17 protein-coding genes are annotated in these 21,261 nt (G+C 47.5%); 8 read left to right on the forward strand and 9 right to left on the reverse strand.

What is annotated here, in order from left to right:
- Window positions 1-66: 66 nt before the first annotated feature.
- From PPG34_RS13475 to PPG34_RS13490, 4 genes are all read left to right on the forward strand, one after another.
- The gene (locus PPG34_RS13475; RefSeq protein WP_313833931.1) at window positions 67-486 is read left to right on the forward strand and encodes an Hsp20/alpha crystallin family protein; all 420 of its coding nucleotides are present in this window, start codon (window positions 67-69) and stop codon (window positions 484-486) included.
- 358 nt (window positions 487-844) lie between these two features.
- Window positions 845-1,258 (forward strand): Hsp20/alpha crystallin family protein, encoded by a 414-nt coding sequence (locus tag PPG34_RS13480; protein ID WP_313833932.1) that lies wholly within the window; start codon window positions 845-847, stop codon window positions 1,256-1,258.
- A 53-nt stretch (window positions 1,259-1,311) separates the two neighbouring features.
- On the forward strand, window positions 1,312-1,719 hold the full coding sequence (locus PPG34_RS13485) for an Hsp20/alpha crystallin family protein (RefSeq protein ID WP_313833933.1): 408 nt from the start codon (window positions 1,312-1,314) through the stop codon (window positions 1,717-1,719).
- A 794-nt stretch (window positions 1,720-2,513) separates the two neighbouring features.
- A complete protein-coding gene (locus PPG34_RS13490; protein ID WP_313833934.1) occupies window positions 2,514-4,145 on the forward strand; it encodes a SulP family inorganic anion transporter in 1,632 nt (543 codons plus the stop codon).
- Between the two features lie 61 nt (window positions 4,146-4,206).
- On the opposite strand, the gene PPG34_RS13495 is transcribed toward PPG34_RS13490, so the two are convergent.
- The gene (locus tag PPG34_RS13495; protein WP_313833935.1) at window positions 4,207-4,359 is read right to left on the reverse strand and encodes a hypothetical protein; all 153 of its coding nucleotides are present in this window, start codon (window positions 4,357-4,359) and stop codon (window positions 4,207-4,209) included.
- Window positions 4,360-5,003: 644 nt separating this feature from the next.
- On the opposite strand from PPG34_RS13495, the gene PPG34_RS13500 reads away from it, so the two are divergent.
- A complete protein-coding gene (locus tag PPG34_RS13500) occupies window positions 5,004-8,009 on the forward strand; it encodes a DUF2309 domain-containing protein (RefSeq protein ID WP_313833936.1) in 3,006 nt (1,001 codons plus the stop codon).
- A 142-nt stretch (window positions 8,010-8,151) separates the two neighbouring features.
- Here PPG34_RS13500 and PPG34_RS13505 read toward each other — a convergent pair whose 3' ends face one another.
- The 8 genes from PPG34_RS13505 to PPG34_RS13540 form a co-directional block, all read right to left on the reverse strand.
- Window positions 8,152-8,541, reverse strand: a complete 390-nt coding sequence (locus PPG34_RS13505; RefSeq protein ID WP_313833937.1) for a hypothetical protein — start codon at window positions 8,539-8,541, stop codon at window positions 8,152-8,154.
- 1,262 nt (window positions 8,542-9,803) lie between these two features.
- The gene (locus tag PPG34_RS13510; protein WP_313833938.1) at window positions 9,804-10,139 is read right to left on the reverse strand and encodes a P-II family nitrogen regulator; all 336 of its coding nucleotides are present in this window, start codon (window positions 10,137-10,139) and stop codon (window positions 9,804-9,806) included.
- Window positions 10,140-10,214: 75 nt separating this feature from the next.
- A complete protein-coding gene (locus tag PPG34_RS13515) occupies window positions 10,215-13,448 on the reverse strand; it encodes a DUF2309 domain-containing protein (protein WP_313833939.1) in 3,234 nt (1,077 codons plus the stop codon).
- Between the two features lie 2 nt (window positions 13,449-13,450).
- A complete protein-coding gene (locus PPG34_RS13520; RefSeq protein ID WP_313833940.1) occupies window positions 13,451-14,761 on the reverse strand; it encodes a proton-conducting transporter transmembrane domain-containing protein in 1,311 nt (436 codons plus the stop codon).
- On the reverse strand, window positions 14,761-16,476 hold the full coding sequence (locus tag PPG34_RS13525) for an NADH-quinone oxidoreductase subunit 5 family protein (protein WP_313833941.1): 1,716 nt from the start codon (window positions 16,474-16,476) through the stop codon (window positions 14,761-14,763). Before PPG34_RS13525 ends, PPG34_RS13520 begins: the two co-directional genes overlap by 1 nt.
- 241 nt (window positions 16,477-16,717) lie before the next feature.
- Window positions 16,718-17,938 carry a 5-(carboxyamino)imidazole ribonucleotide synthase gene (locus PPG34_RS13530; RefSeq protein WP_313833942.1) on the reverse strand — a complete coding sequence of 407 codons (1,221 nt, stop codon included), beginning with the start codon at window positions 17,936-17,938 and terminating at the stop codon, window positions 16,718-16,720.
- Window positions 17,935-18,435 carry a 5-(carboxyamino)imidazole ribonucleotide mutase gene (gene purE, locus PPG34_RS13535; protein WP_313833943.1) on the reverse strand — a complete coding sequence of 167 codons (501 nt, stop codon included), beginning with the start codon at window positions 18,433-18,435 and terminating at the stop codon, window positions 17,935-17,937. The genes PPG34_RS13530 and purE overlap by 4 nt, the downstream gene beginning before the upstream one ends.
- A gap of 38 nt (window positions 18,436-18,473) precedes the next feature.
- Window positions 18,474-18,854: a response regulator gene (locus PPG34_RS13540; protein ID WP_313833944.1), complete on the reverse strand. Its 381-nt coding sequence runs from the start codon at window positions 18,852-18,854 to the stop codon at window positions 18,474-18,476.
- Window positions 18,855-19,081: 227 nt separating this feature from the next.
- Between PPG34_RS13540 and nhaR the strand changes: the two genes are divergently transcribed.
- The 3 genes from nhaR (at window position 19,082) to PPG34_RS13555 (ending at window position 21,260) form a co-directional block, all read left to right on the forward strand.
- Window positions 19,082-20,044 (forward strand): transcriptional activator NhaR, encoded by a 963-nt coding sequence (nhaR, locus tag PPG34_RS13545; protein ID WP_313833945.1) that lies wholly within the window; start codon window positions 19,082-19,084, stop codon window positions 20,042-20,044.
- A gap of 458 nt (window positions 20,045-20,502) precedes the next feature.
- Complete coding sequence (locus tag PPG34_RS13550) at window positions 20,503-20,997, forward strand: Na+/H+ antiporter subunit E (RefSeq protein ID WP_313833946.1); 495 nt, start codon at window positions 20,503-20,505, stop codon at window positions 20,995-20,997.
- Window positions 20,994-21,260, forward strand: coding sequence for an MrpF/PhaF family protein (locus PPG34_RS13555; protein ID WP_313833947.1), 267 nt, complete (start codon window positions 20,994-20,996; stop codon window positions 21,258-21,260). Before PPG34_RS13550 ends, PPG34_RS13555 begins: the two co-directional genes overlap by 4 nt.
- Window position 21,261 lies beyond the last annotated feature (1 nt).

The following is a 21,261-nucleotide window of genomic DNA, read 5'->3' on the forward strand; positions in this document are numbered from 1 at the left end:
GCAGGGAAATGGAAAGCCTCATGCAACATTAAAAATCCTTGTATAAATCATAAAGGAGGTCAAATTATGACGACACGAATTTTAACCCCCTTTGAAACGCAAGTTGATCGGCTTTTTAGCGATGCGGTGCGGTCATTAGGTGCCCAGGCAAGAGAATATGCGCCAGCTTGCAATGTCTGGGAAGACATGGATCATTTTGGCGTCGAGCTTGCCCTGCCGGGTTGGAAATCCAATGAAGTCACGATTGAAGCTGAAAACGGCTTTGTGACGGTAGAAGGCAAGAAACAAGAACAGGTGGCGGAAGAAAATAAAGAGGAAAAATCTTACCATGTACGGGAGATACAGTCTGGGTCATTTTCCCGATCTTTTCGGTTGCCCACCAATTTGGAATGGGATCAGGCGAATGCTTCTTTTGCCGACGGAGTGTTGACGATCGCATTCCCCAAGAGAGCAGACGCGAAGCCCCGCCGAATCGCCATTCAATAATCCTGCACCACAGTGTCAGGGAGGCACTTCCAAGTGCCTCCCTCTTCCCTTCTGGTATCCTTCGTTTCTTATAGGGCTTTAGCCGTCCGGCATATTTTTCTCCAAGCTCGGTGAGTGTTTGTGGGAGCGGTTCCGGATAGATGTTCTAATTTCGCATTTAAGTTTCCCCCCTTTTTCAATAACATTTGATTGAAATTTTTTTATACCAATCTTGACAATCTCCGATTAAAGATTATCTCACCGTAATGACATATTTCTTGTGTGGAAGAATGGCGAAGAACCCAAACCCAAAGATTGTGGCGAAGCAATTATGATAATTCAAAATATTCAAGAATGGCCCTTGAACCAAGAAAGGGGAATGCCAATGCAAGTGGATCGCCTGTTGCGTGACTTACATCGTGTGCTCGAAAATTCTTCTGCAGGATCGCATGCCAATCAAACGGCAGGAGTCTATCCGCTCATGAATGTTTCCCAAGATGGAGAGAATTTTTATGTCCGATCTGAAATACCTGGAGTTAAACTAGAAAACTTGGACGTCTCTGTGACGGGACGAAGTTTGACGGTCGCGGGAGAGCGGAAATTCGAGGCAGAAACTTCCAATGCGCGCTTCCATCGGAGGGAAAGGCCGACAGGAAAATTTCGGCGGCAATTCAATCTTCCTACTGATTTGGATACTGAGAAAGTGCAAGCTCAATATCGACATGGAATTTTAATGCTCGTGCTTCCCAAAGCCGAGGGTGCGAAACCTAGAAAAGTATCTATTAGTGGATGAGTGGGTGTTTGAAGAAAACTAATATCTTGGAACCATAAAAGGAGGGAACCGCCGTGACTTTAGATACTCAAGAAATCCAGGCCCGTGAGAAGCAGGCCATCAAGACTCCGTCGGAACCAACCACCACAGGACCCGTTTTTTCCCCTTCCGTGGATATTTTTGAAGACGATCAGGTCCTGACGCTTGTCGCGGATATGCCTGGAGTCCCAAAAGAAAATTTAACCATTGATTTGCGAGATGATGTTTTGACTGTCACAGGGAGCCCTTCTGTCTCCATGCCAAATGAGGAAACTCTTATTTTACAAGAATTTGAAATAGGAAAATATTTTCGGCAATTTACCCTGTCCGAGGTGATTAATCAGGAAAAGATTGAAGCGAAGCTTTCTAATGGGGTGTTGCGGTTGATACTTCCAAAAGTGGGCCCTGCTCAACCCAAGAAAATTCAAGTTAAAGAAGGATAAGATTCAACCTCAAGTCTTTAAAGTTTGACGACGGTAAGGCATGGTGGATTCTAAAGTGGTTAATCCATTCAGGTAGGCCGATTTTTCCATCATTGATCTTAAAGTCCTGTTGAGTCAGAAAATGAAAGCCTGATACGTCTTAAATCAGAGGAACTAATTGAATCCTATCAGGTCCTAGAAATCTTATCCCAATCACCTTCTAGATTTTTCCAGCTGCTGTGTTGGCAAACTTGGATTGGAACCAGGCTAATTTACGACCTTCCCAACAGGAGGATTGGCCGTATCGTTAAATACTTTGGATCGAGACTACCTTTTGGTGGAGGGCGAGAAACGGCCAATGTCTTTAGTGCCGGTAGGGGGAGACATCCCAGCGGGCTTTCCCAACGAGTTCCTAATCCACGGTAAATTTCCCACATTCCTAGATTTGACCGATTCCCTGAAGGTGGCCTTTTTTTGCCTTCCTTCCCCACTTTTGAGTGTAGAATGAAATTGTTGTGGGAAAGGTTCAACATTGATATATAGAGGGCAGCGATGATCGAGCCCGAACCTTCCATGTCTTTTTTCCCTAAGGCGAAAAAACAGGGGGAAAAGTTCATGTCAGGGTATTCTATGGCGTGGCTGGTTGGGAAACCTAAGTGACCAGCAACGGTATTAACCAGTTGAACATTCAGGAAATAAACTCTGAATGCCGGCTGGCTTTTTTTTGGGAAAACCGTGCGTCCTTAAAATTAAAATGTGAGAATCCTATTTAGGATTCACCAGTAAAATTGGTTCTCAAGTAACTGATATTCAATATGGAAATTCCTAAAGGAAATTTTGCAGGGTTTCGAGCCAATCTCAGGTCTGATCTCTTATCAGGCTTTCTCGTGTTTCTCATCGCCCTGCCATTATGTTTAGGGATTTCATTGGCTTGCGGGTATCCGGCGATTTCCGGAATTTTTACGGCCATCATTGGCGGTCTGTTGGCCACGTTCTTTAGTAATTCTGAACTCACCATTAAAGGTCCTGCGGCAGGACTCATTGTGATTGCCCTCGGTTGCGTCACGGAATTTGGTTTTACCGGTGGGAAAGATCCTGCTGCGGATTATCAAGCCTATCGGTTGGCGCTTGGTGTTGGGGTGGCTGCGGGAATTCTTCAAATTTTGCTTGGGGTATTTCGGTCAGGGATCCTCGGTGAGTTTTTCCCGACTACAGCGATTCATGGTTTGTTGGCTGCGATAGGGGTTATCATCATTGCCAAGCAGTTTCCCATCATGCTCGGACTTCATCCCGACGGAAAACCGCTAGAATTACTTGCCAATATACCTACCTTTGTTTTGAGCATGAATCCGAAAATCGGATTGATTGGGATCTTGAGCCTTCTTATCATGTTTGGATATGCGGTCATCCGCAATCCCCGGTTGAAAGTCATTCCGGCCCCCATGATTGTGTTGATCGTCGCGGTTCCCCTAGGTCTGTTTTTGGAAATTGGGAAAGAGGGAACGTACACCTTTCTAGACCATACCTATAGCTTGGGCGAAAAATTTTTTGTGGATGTTCCCTTGAACATGTTTACGGCCATCACCTTCCCTGATTTTTCCGGGTTAACGACGGTGATCGGGATTAAGTATGTGATGATGTTTGCGATCATTGGAAGCCTGGAATCGTTATTGAGTGCGAAGGCGATTGATGGGATCGATCCTTGGGGACGGAAGACAGATATGGATCGGGACCTACTCGCCGTGGGTCTTGGGAATACAGTGGCAGCGTTTATTGGCGGGTTGCCTATGATTTCGGAAATCGTCAGAAGTAAGGCGAATATCGACAATGGGGCACAGACACGATTTGCCAATTTTTTTCATGGGCTGTTTTTATTGGTGTTTGTGGCCTTGATTCCTGGGTTGATTAATCAGATACCCTTGGCAGCCTTAGGGGCATTGCTGGTCTTTACCGGATTCCGGTTGGCTTCTCCCAAAGAGTTTGTTCATATGTATTATTTAGGTAAAGACCAATTCATTATTTTTATGTCGACGGTGATAGGTGTACTTGCGACCGATCTTCTGGTAGGCATCGGAATTGGCATTGGCGTAAAAGTGATAATCCATCTTTACAATGGAACACCTATTCATTCCTTTTTCAAATTGAATGCGGAGGTCACTCGGGAAGATGAACATTCAGCTACCATCGTCATTCGGGGAGCCGCGGTTTTCAGTACCTGGATTCCTTTACGTAAATATCTCCATCGCTATCTTCAAGAAGGGAAAAATGTCACCTTAAATTTTTCCGATACCCGATTGGTCGATCACACGGTCATGTCCAAGCTCTATGAATGGATTATGGAATTCGAGGAAAAAAATTGTGAACTCTTTGTTCGAGGGTTAGCCGAGCATGAAGCCATGGCTGACTCGATTGTAGCTGCTCATGTGAAGCGGAAAACAAGAGAATGATATCATAGCCTTTCCATGCCTCCTGATGGGATTCATCCACTTTTATTCTAATTTTTTCTGTCTACGTTGATCTTCTCCAAAAGCGATATCCACATAGATTTGAGCGAATACGCTCATCGATATTTGTGCGGTTTTGCTCAATTCTTACTGAATCCATAAGAATTTCTTTCATTAATTTTTCAATTCTTTGTTTTTCTTGGCCTTTTTGAGGCATAGAAAAATCGTCCAATTTGGCATTTCAATTGCTTTAAATAAATTGTCGGCGAATTTTCACAAGGAGGAATGGAAATGTCAGAATTTGATATCTTATACAACAACATGCATCGGAATTTCCCCAAACCCACCAAATCATCAGAGACCGTTACCAAAAAAAGTAGTGTGACCCAAGAGGGTGAGGAATCAAAAAAGCCAGAATTTTCAAATAGTCCCTTTAAGACGCTCCTCTCAAAAATTTTCTAATTTTCTTGTTTCTGCAGCGCTCTTCCTAGGCGTTTGCTTCGTCTTTTCCGCCTCTTTGCTCTCCACTGAGAAGTTTGCCTCCATTCTGATTCAATAAATATTTCTTGAGCCTTCCTAATTTCCTTGCTATAAGTGGTATAACCGATTGATTTTAAAGCGATCCATGATAGGTGGCTGCTCCTTTCGTGGGGTGAGAATCTGCAGTAAGGCAGAAGTCTTGAGCTCGAACCTAATTGAAAATAAAGGCTGTGTGGTTGCTGACTTATAAAAAATGGGTCAGTGGCAGTTCAAGCCAACCGTGTTCCATTTTTTTATGGGTGGAACAGTAGCGGTTGGCTTTTTTTTTATGAATTCTAAGTTGCAGCGACGCAATTCATGATAAGGGAACCAATAAAACCCATGATTTCTCATGATGAACGTGATCACCTTCGGGTGGCCATTACCAAAGCGAGCGAATTGATTGCACCCTTTTGGCCCATGAGAACGATGATCGCCCAAAATCCTATACACGGTTTGGAATATCTTCCGTTTGATGAGGCCGTTCGTCAGGGTCAACAATTTCTAGCCGGAAGGGGATATCTGCCGAACGAGGAGTATCGACAGTTTTTTCACAAGGGACGGATTAGGTTCCAGGATCTTCAGCAGGCGTTAGCTCGAGTCAGACCGGAATCGGAAGACCAGGGCATTATTAAGGTTGGGAGTCGTCAAGTGACGGTCTCTGATGTTTGGCTCTCCCACTTGATCTTTGAGTTTGTAGCATTAGAACCTGTGCTCTTACCATGGGAACTCAGTGAGGATGGGTCAACAAAGCGTTTCCGCCAAGACCTTCCAACTGATTCGAGGAAGCGAATCATTGCTCGAACTATCGAGGAATGTGAACATTGTCGCGACTTTCCTGAAAAGGCCTATCTGATCAACCTTTGGAAAAGTATCCTTGCGGTGCTTGGTTTTTCTTCTGCCGCTCCTGGGGAATTGTCTTTCTCAAAGTCCAGTGATTTTCCTGAAGAGATTCATATGGCTCTGCCAGCCCAACAAACCCTCAGTGATTGGGTGGGGAAATTAGCCGGAGTCGGGTTAGTCGAACAGATTAACCAACAAATGATCAAATGGATTGCCGGGTTTCTTGATGAAGGGTTGGCTGGTTGGGAAATGGGCTTGCGAGAATCTGGATTCTATTCTGCATGGAGAGAATTGGCTTCTCGGGATCACACGGGCCGGTTTTTGGGAATCCAAGGTTTTACGAAAAAAGTTCAGGCTCTTCCCCTTGACCCAGAAGAAGCGATCGTGTGGGGTTTACAGCGTTTGGGCATTCACCCAACTCAATGGCAAGCATATATTTCTCGACTGCTCTCTCAATTGCCGGGGTGGACTCGGTATATTCGTTGGCTAGGTGAACATCCAGAATATCCTGCCCAGAAAAAGTATCCCATAGATCCAATACAGTATTTAGCTATGCGGTTATTTTATGAAGTGGAGTGTACTCAGGTTGTCTGTCAGCAAGAATGGGGCATTGACGGAATCCTTCCCGCCGTGAGTGGGTACTGGAACGCTCGACGAGATGACTATGCTATTCGAATGGGAAAAGGATTGTATTCGAGTGATCCCACCAAACAGGCAATTTGTCGCGATGCCTGGCGATTGTTTCATCTCGCCCAGTGCATGGAATGGTCCCCGATCGACGTGCAAGGTTTATCCTTGTTGGAGGGGCAGAAACTCCTCAATTGGCTCGATGCTTTTCCGCCAGATCAACATGGCCCCGTGTGGCTGGAGGCGTATGAGGGGGGTTTCCGGAAAGACCTACTCCAAAAACTCTTCGCACACCAGGGCATAGTTTCTCCATTAGACATTCGGCCCAAGGCCCAACTCGTGTTTTGTATTGACGTGCGATCGGAATCCTTTCGTCGGCATATCGAAGCCCAAGGACCGTATGAAACGTTTGGGTTCGCCGGGTTTTTCGGCATTCCGATTAGCCACCAAGGGTTTGATCATGAGGGATGGTCCGACTTGTGTCCGGTGTTATTATCTCCCAACCATGCCGTGAAAGAACTTCCGAGGTCGGGAGAGGAGCAGTCGCTTCAACAATATCTCACCGGGACTCGATGGCGGCAATTAGGCGATCATGTGTTTCGTGATCTGAAACAAAATCCTCTTGGGTCATTGATGGTAATTGATGTATTTGGGTTATTCTTTAGCCTCGGCCTTGTGGGGAAAACTTTACTGCTCAAGCCCTATCGCGCAGTCAAAGCCAAGATCCATCGATGGTTTACATTTCCCGTATCAACACTGATCGAGGTGGCTTCTTCAAAAGCCAGTAGTGATTGTCAAGAGGAAGAAGTGTCGCTACAGGAGATCCCTTCAGGGCGCGCACGAGGGTTCTCGACAGACGAACGAGCCACCTTCATCGAAAATGGATTGCGGGCCATGGGGCTTACCAAGAATTTTGGCCGATTAGTCGTCCTCTGTGGTCATGGAAGTGAGACCGATAACAACCCGTACTTTGGCGCCTTGGATTGCGGTGCCTGTGGGGGAAATCCAGGGGATGCCAATGCGCGAGTATTTGCCTCTATGGCGAATGACCCCGAAGTTCGGCACATTCTCAAAGAGAAGGGATTACCTATTCCCGATGATACGTGGTTCCTTCCAGGAAAACATAATACGACAACGGATCGAGTGACGTTTTACGACCTAGAGGAACTCCCTCAAAGTCACCAAGCCGATATCGCGGCCTTGCATCAAGATCTAGAATCCGCAGGCGCTCATCAGGCTCTTGAACGATGCCAACGTATTCCCAGCGCTCCGACCAAAATTTCTCCAGAAAAGGCCTTTGCGCATGTGGCCGGGCGAAGTGGCGATTGGGCCAACCCGCGACCGGAATGGGGATTAGCAGGCAATGCGGCTTTTCTCATTGGGAGAAGGAAGCTTACGAAAGGGTTGGACTTAGGTGGTCGGGTCTTTTTGCATTCTTACGATCCCCTTGCTGATCCTGAAGGGGCAATTCTCGAAAAAATCATGACTGCCCCTTTGATCGTTGGTGAATGGATTAATACCGGATATTACTTTTCGGGGGTGGATCCGTGGGCCTATGGTAGTGGAAGTAAGGTCATCCACAATGTCGTGGGTGGAGTGGGAGTCATGTTAGGTAGCCAAAGTGATTTACAAATGGGATTCCCGTTGCAAACAGTCAACAACGGCGATATTCACTACCATGAGCCAATGCGACTCCTCGCCATCATTGAACACCATCCAAGCGTGATCTCGTCGACCATTCAAAAGCATCAGATCCTTCAACAACTGTTCCATAATCAATGGCTCAACCTTATAGCCCTCGATCCTCATACCAGTGAATTTCATCGATATAATCCTGATGCCTCATGGGAGTTTCTTAAAGTAGTGGTTTCTAATTGATCCTTCATTAACAACCATATCTACTAAAACTTGGGTTAAGAGGCCTTTTTTGTCGTGGATGTATTTGGCTTGGGCCATGCCTGGCGTAAATACATCACCGCTTGGTCCAAAGCCTCATTTAGTCCCACCACCCTGAGAGTTTCTAATGCCTGATCTTCCTCAAGACGAAATTGTTGCCCATGAGAGATCCTGTAATTCGGGGAAACCGATTTGAATCCATAGGCACATCCAGCTCCCTCAGAGTGGCAGACGAAGTACCCATGGCTTGTACAAGCCATTTACCAGACTTGGGGGCCAGGATCCCGATCTCCACGGAGGCATGACTGACAGTCTCTTGTCCAAAAACTCTGCTCACTTCCGAAGTGAGGTCATATTGTGCCGGGGATGTCATTTTATTGGTTGAGGGCAGGACGACAAGAATTACTTCAAGTTGGGATTTTTCTGCCATTTCATTTAGATGATCCAACTTTCCTGCCGATGGAAAAATCTCCCAGCGAACAATTTTCTGTAGGGACACGGGAAGGAGTCCCATAATTTTTGCCTTTATCCTTGTGACAAATTGCTGCCGATTATCTTCTGAGAGAACTGTCGTTCCCTGGGTAGGATCGCCATTAAGCGCTATCACCATACCGGCGTGCAAACTGGATGGGTGATGAGTGGATAGTTTGGCTTGAATAACTTCAGAGGAATGTATCTCACTATCAAAATGCGCCTGTAAGCGTGGGGGATTAGGGCTGTTACAACCACACATTCACAAGGTAAGAAATATCAACAGGATCATCGCATTCAGTGACTTGAAACTAGAGCCGGGAATTAAGACGGTAAGTTCTTCGGTTTGTGTGTCTTGTCTCAGGGTTTTTCATGGGCACCCTCTTTCGTAAGTGGCAATCATGTCGAAATCCATCTTACTGACGTTTATTAGAATAATTGGCTCCTTGGATTGTAGTCCATTCCACTATTAAATATGAACTCGCGTGACATAAACAAATACATAAATTTTTTTATGTTGGGCAAATCTGGAAAAACTTTACTTTCATCGGAATTGGAAAGGATTGAGCAGGTATCTTAATTTCAGCTAAGGCAAAGTACATTCCAGAATGTAGTTGGACCTAGAACGACATCAATGGGTTATATAGTGTAGTAGAGTGCCACTAGGTTCCCTTTTTCGAATCCGAATGTTCGACCCTCTGGCACCATTCTCGAATGGTACGCTGGCTGACCTAGTCTTCACGAATAAATCATGCAGAGAAATTGTCGTTTATGAAGAGTTCGCGGAACGATTCTGATAAATCTGGTTAATATTAAGCCGTTTTCGGGTATCGACTCCTACAATGGCAGAGGGGAAACTTTTAGATTGTTTAGAAAAGGTATGTTAGGAAATGGTTAGAGTTTCTCACCTGATGAAAATGGCGGAGTGCAATGAGGGCGGTCATGCCGCTTTCCGAGGGAGTAGGTCAAGATATGGCCGAAGGAGAGGGTCAAAGTAGGGCAAAGATCCCCTGGCTTTGGTTATTTATTTTTCCGAGGCAAAACGCATCCAGCGACAACGTTTCCCTCTTTTTGTGTTTGGGAAGAATTTACTGTAGAGCAAAAGAGTGAGGCTTCTGTCATGAGCGCACCGCTACCTTCTCCACCATTCAGATTGCTGAAATCCTTCAACAACTGTCCCATAATTGATGGCTCAATCTCATAGTTTTCGCTCCTTACACCCTCGAATTCCATCAATTTAGTCCCACAGTCACCTGGGAATTTCTAAGAGGAGTTCTTTTCACATGATTCGGTAAAAATCTCTCGTCACGGTTTCTCTGGAATGAAACGATCTCGACGGCTCACCGCCACATCAGACACAAACATTGCCCCCGAATGTCGATCGAAGAGTGGCCCAAGGCCAGAAAGTATTGGTTCAACTTTCTCTGCCGGTACCACCGTGAAGACCATGACTTGGCTAGCCGTGTCATTAAACATGAGGTGCCCTTCATGAAATCCATGGTGCCCTTTTCCTGAAATAATGTTGATGACCGTGTACCCGGTGGCTTTGACTTTGTCTAGCAAGTCACTCACAAATTTCAGATGCTCTCCCTCAATAATGATTTTGATTTCCTTCATGGGATGAAGAATTAGACCACTCATGGCGCATGCACTCCTTTTTTCTAGAGCGAGTAGATTGTTCTTTGTATTTTTCCGCCGAATGTTTGGGGCGGTGACTTATTCTATAGCATTTGGAGAGGTCGGTTCAGCTATTTTACTCCATCCTTGCCTTGGACGGTATTGGTAAAAAATTCCTTCCTCTGGTTCCAAAGCGATTAAATGAACCCAGCGGCCGTCAAAAAAACGTTGCAGGATCTCATTCTTTTGGATAAGCATGCTAATGCGATCGCGTGGAGCTTCCACAATATAGAGTGGCCGCATGGCTTCATGATAGGGCCGCTCCCCTTCCATGACAGTCTGCCACGCCAGCCCAATTCGTAAATCACTTTGTGTGCCAAACATGACACCGATTCGGCCAGTCACGTTATGATACATTTTGCTCCCGCTCCCATAGATCTCAGGATCCACAGTGGAAAAGTAATGCTCCATACTGATCCATTGGATGACGACTCCGGGTGCGGTTAAGATGATCTGCAGGAACTTGCCGGTAGGATCTCCTTGATAATCGTACGAATGCAAGAACGTCCGTCCTTCCAGATTCAAGCCCATGGTCAGGTCTCGGCGTCCCACGATAAAGGCCGCATTGCCAGATAAACCCCATTCGGGTCGAACTTGGGACCAATCCAGGCTGCGATTTTTCACTTCCCGGGCCGCCATTTCAGCAGATAATAATTTCTGCACATCGGGAAATCGACCGCATCGCTCTAGGCTATTTTGTTGACCGGCCTCTTCAAGGTCGAGAATCAACTGTGACAATTGGTGACGATGGGTCGAAGGCACATCCTCTAAATCAAAAAACTGGACGGCATCGGTGGTCGTATCAACCTGCCCAGCAAGGAAATAGGTATCCTGTGGAATCGTAATTCCTCGCTTCTGGAGAAGTTTTCGGATATCAGACTTGTTGGCCATGAATGCAAACGTGCGGGCGTTGGGCATCCCATGATTGCCTCCGCAGGCTCCACAATCGAGGGCAGATTCGAAGGGATTGTTATCGGAGGTACTTCCATGGCCGCACAACAGGACTAATCGTGCAAAATTTTTGGTGAGACCCATGAGGCGAAGGTTAGTTTCAACATAATTGACTTGCTCTGTTAATGTAAAACCTGTTTGGGTAATGCGATGTAATCGATCTGAGGCGCCGCGCGAATCGATACGGTAGTGGTCGCGGAGGATGCCGATGAAGGCAGTTTCTTGGTCCGGTGTCAACCCAAGGGCCTGGCGATATTTCTCGGGGAGAGGGCCACGGAAATTATTTTCCTCCAATGCATATTGGCGCAAGGTCTCCACGATTTCTTGAGTCACTTTTTTGCCAGACAGATTGAGTTGTTCTCGTAACGCACGGCGGATTGTGGGTCGTTGTTCCGCCGCTAACATTCCAAGGGCCTCCTCCTCGGTCAATTTATTCACGGTAAGGGTCGTGGCAATTGATGGGGCAAAAGACCGCTGAATCCATGATGAAAGTTCCCGATACCACGTGCCGAAAGTAGTTTTCAAAATAAAAGGAATGCCAAAAAACCATCCCAGCGCTTCGACCATGACATAGGGGGTAATCACATTTTCTTTGAGGTTGTGCAGCAAGTGATGGCCGGTCTGAAGGAGCTGTATGCCGGCAAGATGTTTTTCGGCTTCCAAGTTTTGATAAGCTCGCGGAACTTCCCGTATCACATGCTTGGGTTTCAGCAGAACCGGGCATTGGTCAGTTTCATGATGGGTTCCGAAGGCACGAAAGCGGAAGGGAATTGCAAAAAAACCTGCAAAACCCAACGTTTCATATCCCCCGATTTCTTCCAAATGCCGACGAAACCCTTCCGAGCGAACATCAATACACAGGATGACTTGGGTTAATGGACGAACTTCGCCATTCTCGACCTGGTCCAGACCAGTAGTTTTTTGTTTCGCAATAATTTTGGGTCTTAGTTGTTGCAAAAGGGACTTTCGATAGCCCGATTCAAAGGCTTCCAACCAATATGGGGGGTGGAGCTTTTCTGGAAAATCGTCCATCCAAGACAAAATGGTCTGTAGCTCGCTAGGGGCAGTGTTACTGAGGGTCGCCGGGTCTAAATTCAGAATCTCACACAAACCCAAGAGGTTTCTGGCCTTCGTTTGTGTTTCTTTGTGGCGATTTTCAAGTAGCATGTCCGCCCTGTATTGTGTGGCAAGTGTTTTCCATGCCTCATTGTTATTTCCTGAGTACCCGTATCGGAGGCGATCGACTTGATGTATATAATTTCGAGGTAATTCGCCAGTCACGCGGGCTTGGCGCAGGCCGTATACTGATGTTTGGTCTTGCATAAAGGCCAGCAGGTTGTCATAGGTTCCGGCAAATCCTAGTTCCGCTTGGCATGCCTTCCTGACTAGTTCACTTTCATAAAATAGCCGGATGGCCAAATATTTGATCAGGCTGGCGGGGTAGACTTCTTGCCACTCATAGCCTGCCTCTTCGGCACGCCATTTGATAAACCCGGTCCATCCTGGCAAGGCGCCAAGTTGAAGAGAGAGGTAATCCATCCATAAAGCTTTTGGAAGGCCAATGGTTTCAAAAATCATGAGGATGGTATCTTCCGGACGTTCTGGCAAGGCCCGGACCTTGTGTGTCCAGTCTGGGATGCCGAGTAATGAACCGTTAAGATCGTGTTCAGCAAGTCTTTTCCATGCATGGTAAAGCGATGATTCGCGATACGGCATGCCCCAGGCCGCATGACCTTCATCTACAAATGCTCCGCACCACTTGATAAGTTCCCCATTGATTTGTTCAACAATTCTGGTTCCCAGAACGCGATCACACCATGTGCTGAGAGTGACGTCCCGTCCTAGGGCTTGAACGTCGGCTTGAGCTTGGGCGTCCTGATTTGGTGGAGGGAGTATCGTTTCCAATCGATTCATGAGGGTCATCAGGAGAGGGTTCTCTTCGTGAGGACCCTCTTCCTTGTTCCCTTGAATCATGTGAGCCTTGAGTATTTCAAGGTGACTGATGCGTGTGTTGCCTATTGTTACGGTTTTGTCCTGTGCCAATGGCCTAAGTGCCGCTTCGAGTTCCTCCCCGCGAATTCGGCCGGTTAGAAAATATTCCCGAAATTGTTCATTGGAGAGATAGGGCCGACCACCGAGAAAGCGTTGGCCTTGTTGAATGGCTTCATCAAAATCTAAATATTCCAATCCATGGAGAATATTATGGTGAATAAACGTTCGCATTGGCCAGTAATATGCAATCACCTCGGCTGCGAGATTGACCAGCGAGCGCATTTCCATTTGTTGAGATTCGCTGTACTGACGGGTCGTGAGAGTATCCATATTTAAACCTGTGAAATCCCCAAAGATAATTGCACCAAGGAAATTGAAGGGTCGGCAATTCCGAACCAATCCGATGGAGCCATTCCGAGTATGATCAAAAGAGCCAATAGGAGGATGAGTGAAACCTGTTCGTAATGATGAAGATCATGCCCGGACCTAGTCCCCGGTGAAGGATGTCCGAATAGCACTTGTTGCATCAGCCGAGGGAAATACCAAGAAGCCATAAGCCAGGCCAGAAGAATTACCACGAGGCTTTTTACGGGAGGTGAGGCGATGCCCAACATCATCTCCATGAAGGCCGAGAAAATGGTAAAGAAAGGAAGTCCCAAGGCGGCGGTAATGAACAAGACAAAAAGTGTAGAGAACCGAGGCATGATGCGTGCTAAGCCGTGGGATATTTGTAAATCTATATGTCCAAAACGCGTCCATATGCAATGGTTCCCTAAGAGCAGTCCGCACATCACGAGGTTCAGACCGACCAAAAATCCAACCGCCCCTGGAGTTACTGATTGCGTGACTGCGGCGTACCACCATACGATCGCACCAAGTGTCATATGGGCATAAGCTACCAAGGTGTCCATCGAGTCCTGAGCCAATGCAAGGAACGATCCGTATATGGCGCTGCCAATAGCGAGAACCCAAAGGAGATTGAACAGGCTATCGGGTATGACGGGGAGTAGGTTGATGAAGCCATACAATCCCAGACTCGGTAAGAGAACCGCGAGAAACGCGGGAACCATGCCAGGCAATTGGCTCGCAGAGGCTACAAAAACCTTATGAACAGGCAGTAGCGGCCAGACGATGATGAGTGGGACCAATAACGTCAAGGTCCTGATAGAATCTGGAAGCACCAGGGAAAGAAAGAGTGCAAGAATACCCATAACCAAAATGCCTATGGCAAACCAAGGGATTTCTCGGCTTTGCCCCCCATGCCGAATGAACATGAGGATCAGTAATCCAAAAATCCCGGATAACACAATTTGGGTGGAGGGCCCTTGACTGGCCACATAGCCTAAGCCTAAGCCTGTAAATAACAGGATGAGGCAAAAGGAGATCGAGGCTTCTTTGTTGGGAGGTTGGCCGAGAATGGTTAGTAATCCGGTCAATATAATTAAGTGCATGAAGAAGAACGAAAAGTTCCAAGGTAACCCTGACATCCAGAGAGGAACGGTCACGATCAGCCAGGTTGTGGTGATCATCAGCAGCCCACAAATCTTAAAGGCCTGAGGCCTTGACCAAAAGATTGTTCCCAAAGCGGCACCAAGAACGGGGGTTGCCATCATCAACATGGCTTGGACCGACCACCATTCCATCACGGCCTCCTCCAGCCTGCGAGGCTATGGTCGAGGCGTTTTGCGAAGTGAATGATATTCTGCGACACGGTGTTATAGAACTGATCAACATAAAGGCGGTTCATAAAAAGGAGGAAGAGTTGAGGCCTCAGGGCGGAAATCCATCCAGGGAGAAAAATTCTTTGCCCACTTGCCCTGGTATAAAGAACGGCCCAACTTAGGATAATCAGGGCTGTGACTAGGATCACCAATACATCAAACAATCCGCCATGGAGCGCGGCGACTTGGAAATACTGATGGGCGACGCCAGGTTGGGGATATAAAAAGTAGGTGAAGGTTTCTGCTCCCCATAAATAGGTGAAAACGATCATGACCAAGGCCAGCAACATGACCCCGACGACTTTCCAGGACGCCTCATAGAGTCGATATAAGCTAAACATTGCTTGGGAAGCTGTTACCCAAGCGAAGAATAAAAAGATGACTGCTCCTTGGGCGTCTCGCAAGGGAATTTTCAATATCCCATGTGCAGCCAAGAGAATAATCAACGGCAAGAGCAATGTGACACCGACTCCCGTAATCCACGTGGCTCGTGAAAATGGTATTGCGGCTCCACCATGGCTGATCATCGGCTTCTTTGGTTCGTGGCGTGACGCATGGATGACATTTCCTGCATTCAAAAATAGCGTGGCTTTGAACAGCCCGTGGGCCATGAGGTGAAAAATGGCGAGCGCAAATGCCCCCAATCCGCATTCCATAATCATGTAGCCCATTTGGGCCATGGTCGAAAATCCCAATGTTTTTTTGATGTCGTTTTGAACCAGCATCATGCTGGCCCCTAAGATCACTGTAAGCATGCCTATGGCAAAGACCACGTGTAGTGTGGTGGGAGATAGGCCATACAAAGGAGCCAAACGGTTCAACAAAAACCCTCCGGCATTCACGATGCCAGCATGCATGAGGGCAGATACGGGCGTGGGGGTGTCCATGGTGTCTGGCAACCAAACGTGCAAGGGAAATTGGGCGGACTTGGCCATCGCCCCGACAAACAATAACAGTGTAATAACAGTGACGGCGCTGACTGACAGGTCACCTCCAGGCCAAAGAGAAATCATTGTCGCGGTCTCAGCGGCACGGGCAAAGAGTTCTGAGAATTCTAGAGTTCCATATAGGTGATAGGTCAGAAGAATTCCGCCCAAAAATGCCACGTCGCCCACTCTATGGACGATTAATGTCTTAAAAGCGGAGTCTACAGCTGGTGGATGAGAAAAGTTGTAGGCGAGTAGGAGATACAATACCCAACTGAGCAATTGCCAACACACAAACAGCATGAAGAGGTTGGCACTGGAGACCAAACAGAGAATGACAAAAGTCATCAAACCCAGCAGCGCATAAAATCTGGCATACCCTCGTTCTCCCTGGAGATAGTTGATGGAGAAGAGGTGGATAATGGTGCTGACGCCGGTAATAAGTACGATCATCACAGCACTCAGGCGATCGATGAACAAGCCCAAATGAAACCAACCGGGGGCTTCAGAAGAAAGAGATGGCAAGCCGATGCGAATTGGCCCATCCACACTGACGGCATAGACCAGCCAAAGGGATCCAAGAAAAGCCATGACTAAAGCAGGTACTCCTACTTTGTAACTCTGTTCTCCTAATTGTTTTCCGAACAGGCCGATGATAAAGGCTGAGCTAATTGGTAGCAGGGGAATGAGAATGGCGATGAATATCGTCATAATGACATCTCGGATGGGAAATTATTGCCGATCGTGTAGGTGTTTGGGTAAACACCGTGTTGCCAGAGGAGCCTGGAAAAAAGCCGCATGCACCGCCAAGCCCGCCAGTTTGAAGCTCCCTCGTTTGGATGATAGTCCGCTACATGACACTTAAAAAGCAATAGGCAGAAAAAATTCCCTACCTTGGTCTTTGAAAGACGTGGTTTCCAGTATTTTACGTTCAAGTTGACTTGCCAAACTTTCATGCAGAGATTTCCAATGGATCTAATGGCGGGCGAGGGGAGTCCTCTCCTAGTTCAGCATCTGAGAGATTTCCTTTTGGAGAATTTTCAAGCGTGAGACTTTGGAGTAGCACATTGGCCTGATCCAATGCGTCATCCGGATTTTCTGCTGGGAGAAGAAGATGCCCCATTTTTCTTCCCGGCCTTGGCTGGTCTTTTCCATACAGGTGAAGTTGGATGTGGGGATAAGCGAAGAGGCGATCCCACCGTGGGGGGCCGTTTTGCCAAAGATCCCCAAGTAGGTTCACCATAAGTACGGGGTAGAGGAGCGTAGGGTCACCCAACGGTAATCCGCAAATGGCCCGGAGGTGTTGCTCGAACTGAGAGGTGTAACAGGCGCCAAATGTGAAATGTCCACTGTTATGAGGGCGTGGAGCAATTTCATTGATCAGAAGCGTGTTGTCTTCAAGGAGAAAAAATTCAACGGCCATGACCCCGCAGTAGTCAAGAGCCTCGGCGATGGAAACGGCGAGCTCTTCCGCGCGTGTCCGAGCGGATTCTGTGATGCGAGCAGGAACTATTGTGGTATGAAGCTTATTGAGCTGATGAACGTTTTCCGCAAGGGGGTACAGTCGAATTTCCCGTTTGAGATTTCGGGCCAGAACCACCGACAATTCTATCTTGAATGGTGCGATGGCTTCCAGAATGGATGGAACTTTACCTACCTCGTCCCAAGCTGCAAGGAGGTCGTCTCTGCTGCCCACTCGGAATTGTCCCTTGCCGTCATATCCTGATCGGCGTTTTTTTAATATCGAAGGGAAACCCACGCGTTGAGCTGCGTCTGTTAAACAGGACCGATCCTTCACCGAGGCAAAGGAGGTTTGTGGGTAATTCTTATCTTGAAGAAACTGTCGTTGGACCAATCGATCCTGGACAAGTGCGAGGACAAAAGACGAAGGCTGAGTCGTCTTCACTGATTCCAACTGTGCAAGAAGCTTCCATGGCACGAGTTCTGTTTCAATAGTGAGTACATCCACTTGAGCCGCAAATTCCAAAAGGCGTTGCGTGTCGGTCAGTTCTGATTGCACGGAGAAATCCGCAAACTGAGCTGCCGGACAATGTTCCGTCGGATCAAGAATGCCAACCCGATACCCCATTCTTCGACCTTCCATGGCCAGCATGCGCCCCAGTTGTCCTCCACCCAAGATTCCGATGGTTTCCCCAGGAAGAATCATAGTCATGTGAGCTCCTCTGGTAGCTGGCGAGTTGTCTGTACATGGTAAGCCCGGAGCCGTTGGCGGATTTCTTGATCAGAAACCGCCAGAATGGCCACAGCCTGTAAGGCGGCGTTTGCGGCACCATCTTCACCGATGGCATGTGTGCCCACCGGGACCCCCTTCGGCATCTGCACTATGGAGAGAAGCGAGTCCATTCCTTTGAGGGACCGAGACTGTACTGGAACTCCCAGGACCGGAAGAATCGTTTTTGCTGCGGTCATACCTGGCAAATGTGCTGCTCCGCCCGCTCCCGCGATGATCACGCGAAGTCCTCGTGTCTCTGCATTAGTGGCAAAGTCGACCATCCGATCCGGTGTTCGGTGGGCCGACACAATGGAGCATTCATGAGGAATCGAAAGCTCAGTTAATATTTCACTAGCATGACGCATAGTTTCCCAATCGCTTTGGCTTCCCATGATAATCGCAACGAGCGGAGAAGAATGTGATGTTTCAGCGTTCATGAGCCTGGCTCGTTATTTGGGTGGTTCATCATTGTTCATCACAAAAGATATCGAAACAAGGTCATCGCCAATTGGTCAAGTTGTATGGGTTTGACCAGAAAGCTTTGGACACCACGGTCGCATAGACGCCTTGCCAGCGTTGGTGTAAACACCTGACTCATCATCACAATTGGGACCAGCGGAGCAATTTGTCTGATAGTGTTTACGGCGTCTAAGTTCTCCAATCGAGCTAAGTCTACATCCAAGAGCACCAAATCTATCCGGTGTGTGCGAATTGCATCCAAGGCTTCAGGAACAGACTCCACAGGAATTGGAATGCAATGGAGCCGCTTAACCAAATCGCAAGCTATGGTACGGCACTTGGTGTTTTTTTCCGCAACAACGATTCGAAACTTTTTTTGCTTTCCTGCTCTGGGCATCGGTGGTGTGACTTCCAGGGGTCATTGCCGACAAGAATCCTTTTCGCCCTGAGGTGCCAAGCCTCCATGGAATGGGATGCCCCATGATAGTCGGGGGAACAGATCCTCATTCATTATGCCGTTGTAGCCATCCAGGTTTTGAAAAATTTCAGAAGGATGAATGGCCCTTTCCAATTCTAAATGTCTTAGCATAAGCGTTTTTGCATTGAATAATAGATAAATTGGCCGTGACACATCGGAAAATTCGATGTATAACTTCTGGCATGGATTGGCTCAATTATCATCATTTGTATTATTTCTGGACGGTCGCAAGAGAGGGGAGCATTGCAAAGGCTTGCGAAGAGCTTCGGTTGGCACAGCCGACCATCAGTGGCCAGTTGCGCATGCTGGAAGATGATCTCGGAGAGAAATTATTTAGGCGGGCTGGGCGTGGGTTGGTCCTCACCGATGTTGGGCAAATGGTCTATCGCTATGCGGAAGAGATCTTTTCACTGGGAAAAGAAATCAAGGAAGTGGTGAGAGGAGCCAAACCTGAACGCTCTCCCAAATTGGTGGTGGGAATCACGGAAGTCCTGCCCAAGCTGGTGGCCTACCGTCTCCTAGAGCCAGCTGTGAAGGGGACGGATCCCATTGGACTGATTTGCTGGGAAGGAAAGTTGGAAAATTTATTGGCCGAACTCGCTATTCATCGTCTGGATATTGTATTGGCGGATGCGCCGTTGCCGCCCATGTTAGGCATTCGGGCGTATAGCCACCAACTCATTGAATGTGGGGTGTCGATCATGGCTCCTCCTCGAATGGCTCCCAAATATCGCCGGCGATTTCCTCGGTCGCTTCAGGGTGCTCCCTTCTTGCTTCCGACAGATAATACCGTGTTGCGCCGGTCGTTAGAGCATTGGTTTGAAAGCCATGCGATGCATCCAAAAGTGGTGGGAGAATTTGAAGACAGTGCCTTGCTAAAAGCCTTTGGCCAAGCAGGATGCGGAGTCTTTGCCATACCTACGTTGATCGAAGACGAAGTGCAACGTCAGTATCGAGTCCATCTTGTTGGTCGAGTGCCGACAATTCGCGAAAGATTTTATGCCATTTCCATTGAACGCAAGATTAAGCATCCCGCCGTTCGGATGATCTCTCAAGCGGCGCAGGAGACCACCAGGGGAAAAATTAATGGGGGGAACTCCTATGGATGAGAGCTGTTAAGAGTCGGCCATATTCCTCACATCGTTTCATCGAATCTGCATATCATAATGCCTATTTTGTGGCTCAAAGATTTTTACAAATTTTCTTCTTCCGATACGAAATTCCTAAGCACTTTCTTGCTTGGACATGCGGACATCTTAGTGCTCAAAGGACTGAGGAACGAAAATGATTTCTGTTGTTACCGGAGCGTAACGTTGGTATAAGGAAGCCAAGGAAGCTAATGATGGAAAGAATCGGTCGGCGATGTTGGTAAGAACCCTTGTCGAACCGATTGCCCATTTATTTGGCTGGGAGGATCAAAGGCTCTTGGCCTAGGGACTGGGAACAGGACATGCCAACCAGAGGCTGATCGAATATTTGATTCGAAGCACTCGGTTGGCTTTTTTTTAGGAACTCGAATTTAGGTCAATTTTTTGGGATAAGATCCCAGGAAAATATACGGCCAAACATGAGACCAATTTCTTCTCAATTCCTTTTTCTAAAAACCCTTGCCTTATTTGTTGTGTGGATCATGCTGTCGGGATCTTTTGATCCCATCCATTTGGGATTGGGATTTGCCCTATCCTTTTTGGTGGCCTGGCTGAATTCTGGGCATTCTCCGTTCGTTCCTCGGTTTCGCTTATGGGGAAAGATCCTTTGGTATCTCCCCTGGCTCTTCATCCGCATCGTGCAGAGTAGTCTACATGTGACAAGGTTGATCCTTGACCCACGCCTTCCCATTCATCCAAGGCTGATTCAATACACGTCAACCCTCCGAGAACCTCCGGCGGTGGTGTTGTTGGGTAATTCTATTACCTTGACGCCAGGGACGATTACGGCAGAGGTGAATGGCAATGTCCTTTTGGTCCATGCCTTGGATGAATTGTCGGCTCAGGATGTGACGAGCGGACGTATCGAATCAAAAATCGCTGAAGTATTCAAGGAAGAGGTAGGGAGATCATGAGAGATTTCTTTCTTTTTGTCATGGTGGTATTGACTGGACTGATCGGCGTCTATCTCTATCGCGTGCTTCAGGGGCCGACGATTTTCGATCGTGTGTTAGGACTGAATGGCATATCCACCAAGGCAATCATTTTATTGGTCGTCATTGGAATGGTCTATGATCGGGCTGAAATGTTTGTGGATATTTCCACAGGCTATGCCCTTTTGAATTTAGTCGGGGCTCTCGCCGTGGCCAAATTTCTTGAACAAAAGGGATTACCGTAGC

It is taken from the genome of Candidatus Nitronereus thalassa (assembly GCF_032191465.1).
GTDB classification, from domain to species: domain Bacteria; phylum Nitrospirota; class Nitrospiria; order Nitrospirales; family UBA8639; genus Nitronereus; species Nitronereus thalassa.

Bases quoted from the DNA above. Each gene is read 5' to 3' on its own strand.
- PPG34_RS13475 (WP_313833931.1), top strand. From the start codon at position 67: ATGACGACACGAATTTTAACCCCCTTTGAAACGCAAGTTGATCGGCTT.
- PPG34_RS13480 (WP_313833932.1), top strand. From the start codon at position 845: ATGCCAATGCAAGTGGATCGCCTGTTGCGTGACTTACATCGTGTGCTC.
- PPG34_RS13490 (WP_313833934.1), top strand. From the start codon at position 2,514: ATGGAAATTCCTAAAGGAAATTTTGCAGGGTTTCGAGCCAATCTCAGG.
- PPG34_RS13495 (WP_313833935.1), bottom strand. From the start codon at position 4,359: ATGCCTCAAAAAGGCCAAGAAAAACAAAGAATTGAAAAATTAATGAAA.
- PPG34_RS13500 (WP_313833936.1), top strand. From the start codon at position 5,004: ATGATTTCTCATGATGAACGTGATCACCTTCGGGTGGCCATTACCAAA.
- PPG34_RS13505 (WP_313833937.1), bottom strand. From the start codon at position 8,541: ATGGGACTCCTTCCCGTGTCCCTACAGAAAATTGTTCGCTGGGAGATT.
- PPG34_RS13510 (WP_313833938.1), bottom strand. From the start codon at position 10,139: ATGAGTGGTCTAATTCTTCATCCCATGAAGGAAATCAAAATCATTATT.
- PPG34_RS13515 (WP_313833939.1), bottom strand. From the start codon at position 13,448: ATGGATACTCTCACGACCCGTCAGTACAGCGAATCTCAACAAATGGAA.
- PPG34_RS13520 (WP_313833940.1), bottom strand. From the start codon at position 14,761: ATGGAATGGTGGTCGGTCCAAGCCATGTTGATGATGGCAACCCCCGTT.
- PPG34_RS13525 (WP_313833941.1), bottom strand. From the start codon at position 16,476: ATGACGATATTCATCGCCATTCTCATTCCCCTGCTACCAATTAGCTCA.
- PPG34_RS13530 (WP_313833942.1), bottom strand. From the start codon at position 17,938: ATGACTATGATTCTTCCTGGGGAAACCATCGGAATCTTGGGTGGAGGA.
- purE (WP_313833943.1), bottom strand. From the start codon at position 18,435: ATGAACGCTGAAACATCACATTCTTCTCCGCTCGTTGCGATTATCATG.
- PPG34_RS13540 (WP_313833944.1), bottom strand. From the start codon at position 18,854: ATGCCCAGAGCAGGAAAGCAAAAAAAGTTTCGAATCGTTGTTGCGGAA.
- PPG34_RS13550 (WP_313833946.1), top strand. From the start codon at position 20,503: ATGAGACCAATTTCTTCTCAATTCCTTTTTCTAAAAACCCTTGCCTTA.
- PPG34_RS13555 (WP_313833947.1), top strand. From the start codon at position 20,994: ATGAGAGATTTCTTTCTTTTTGTCATGGTGGTATTGACTGGACTGATC.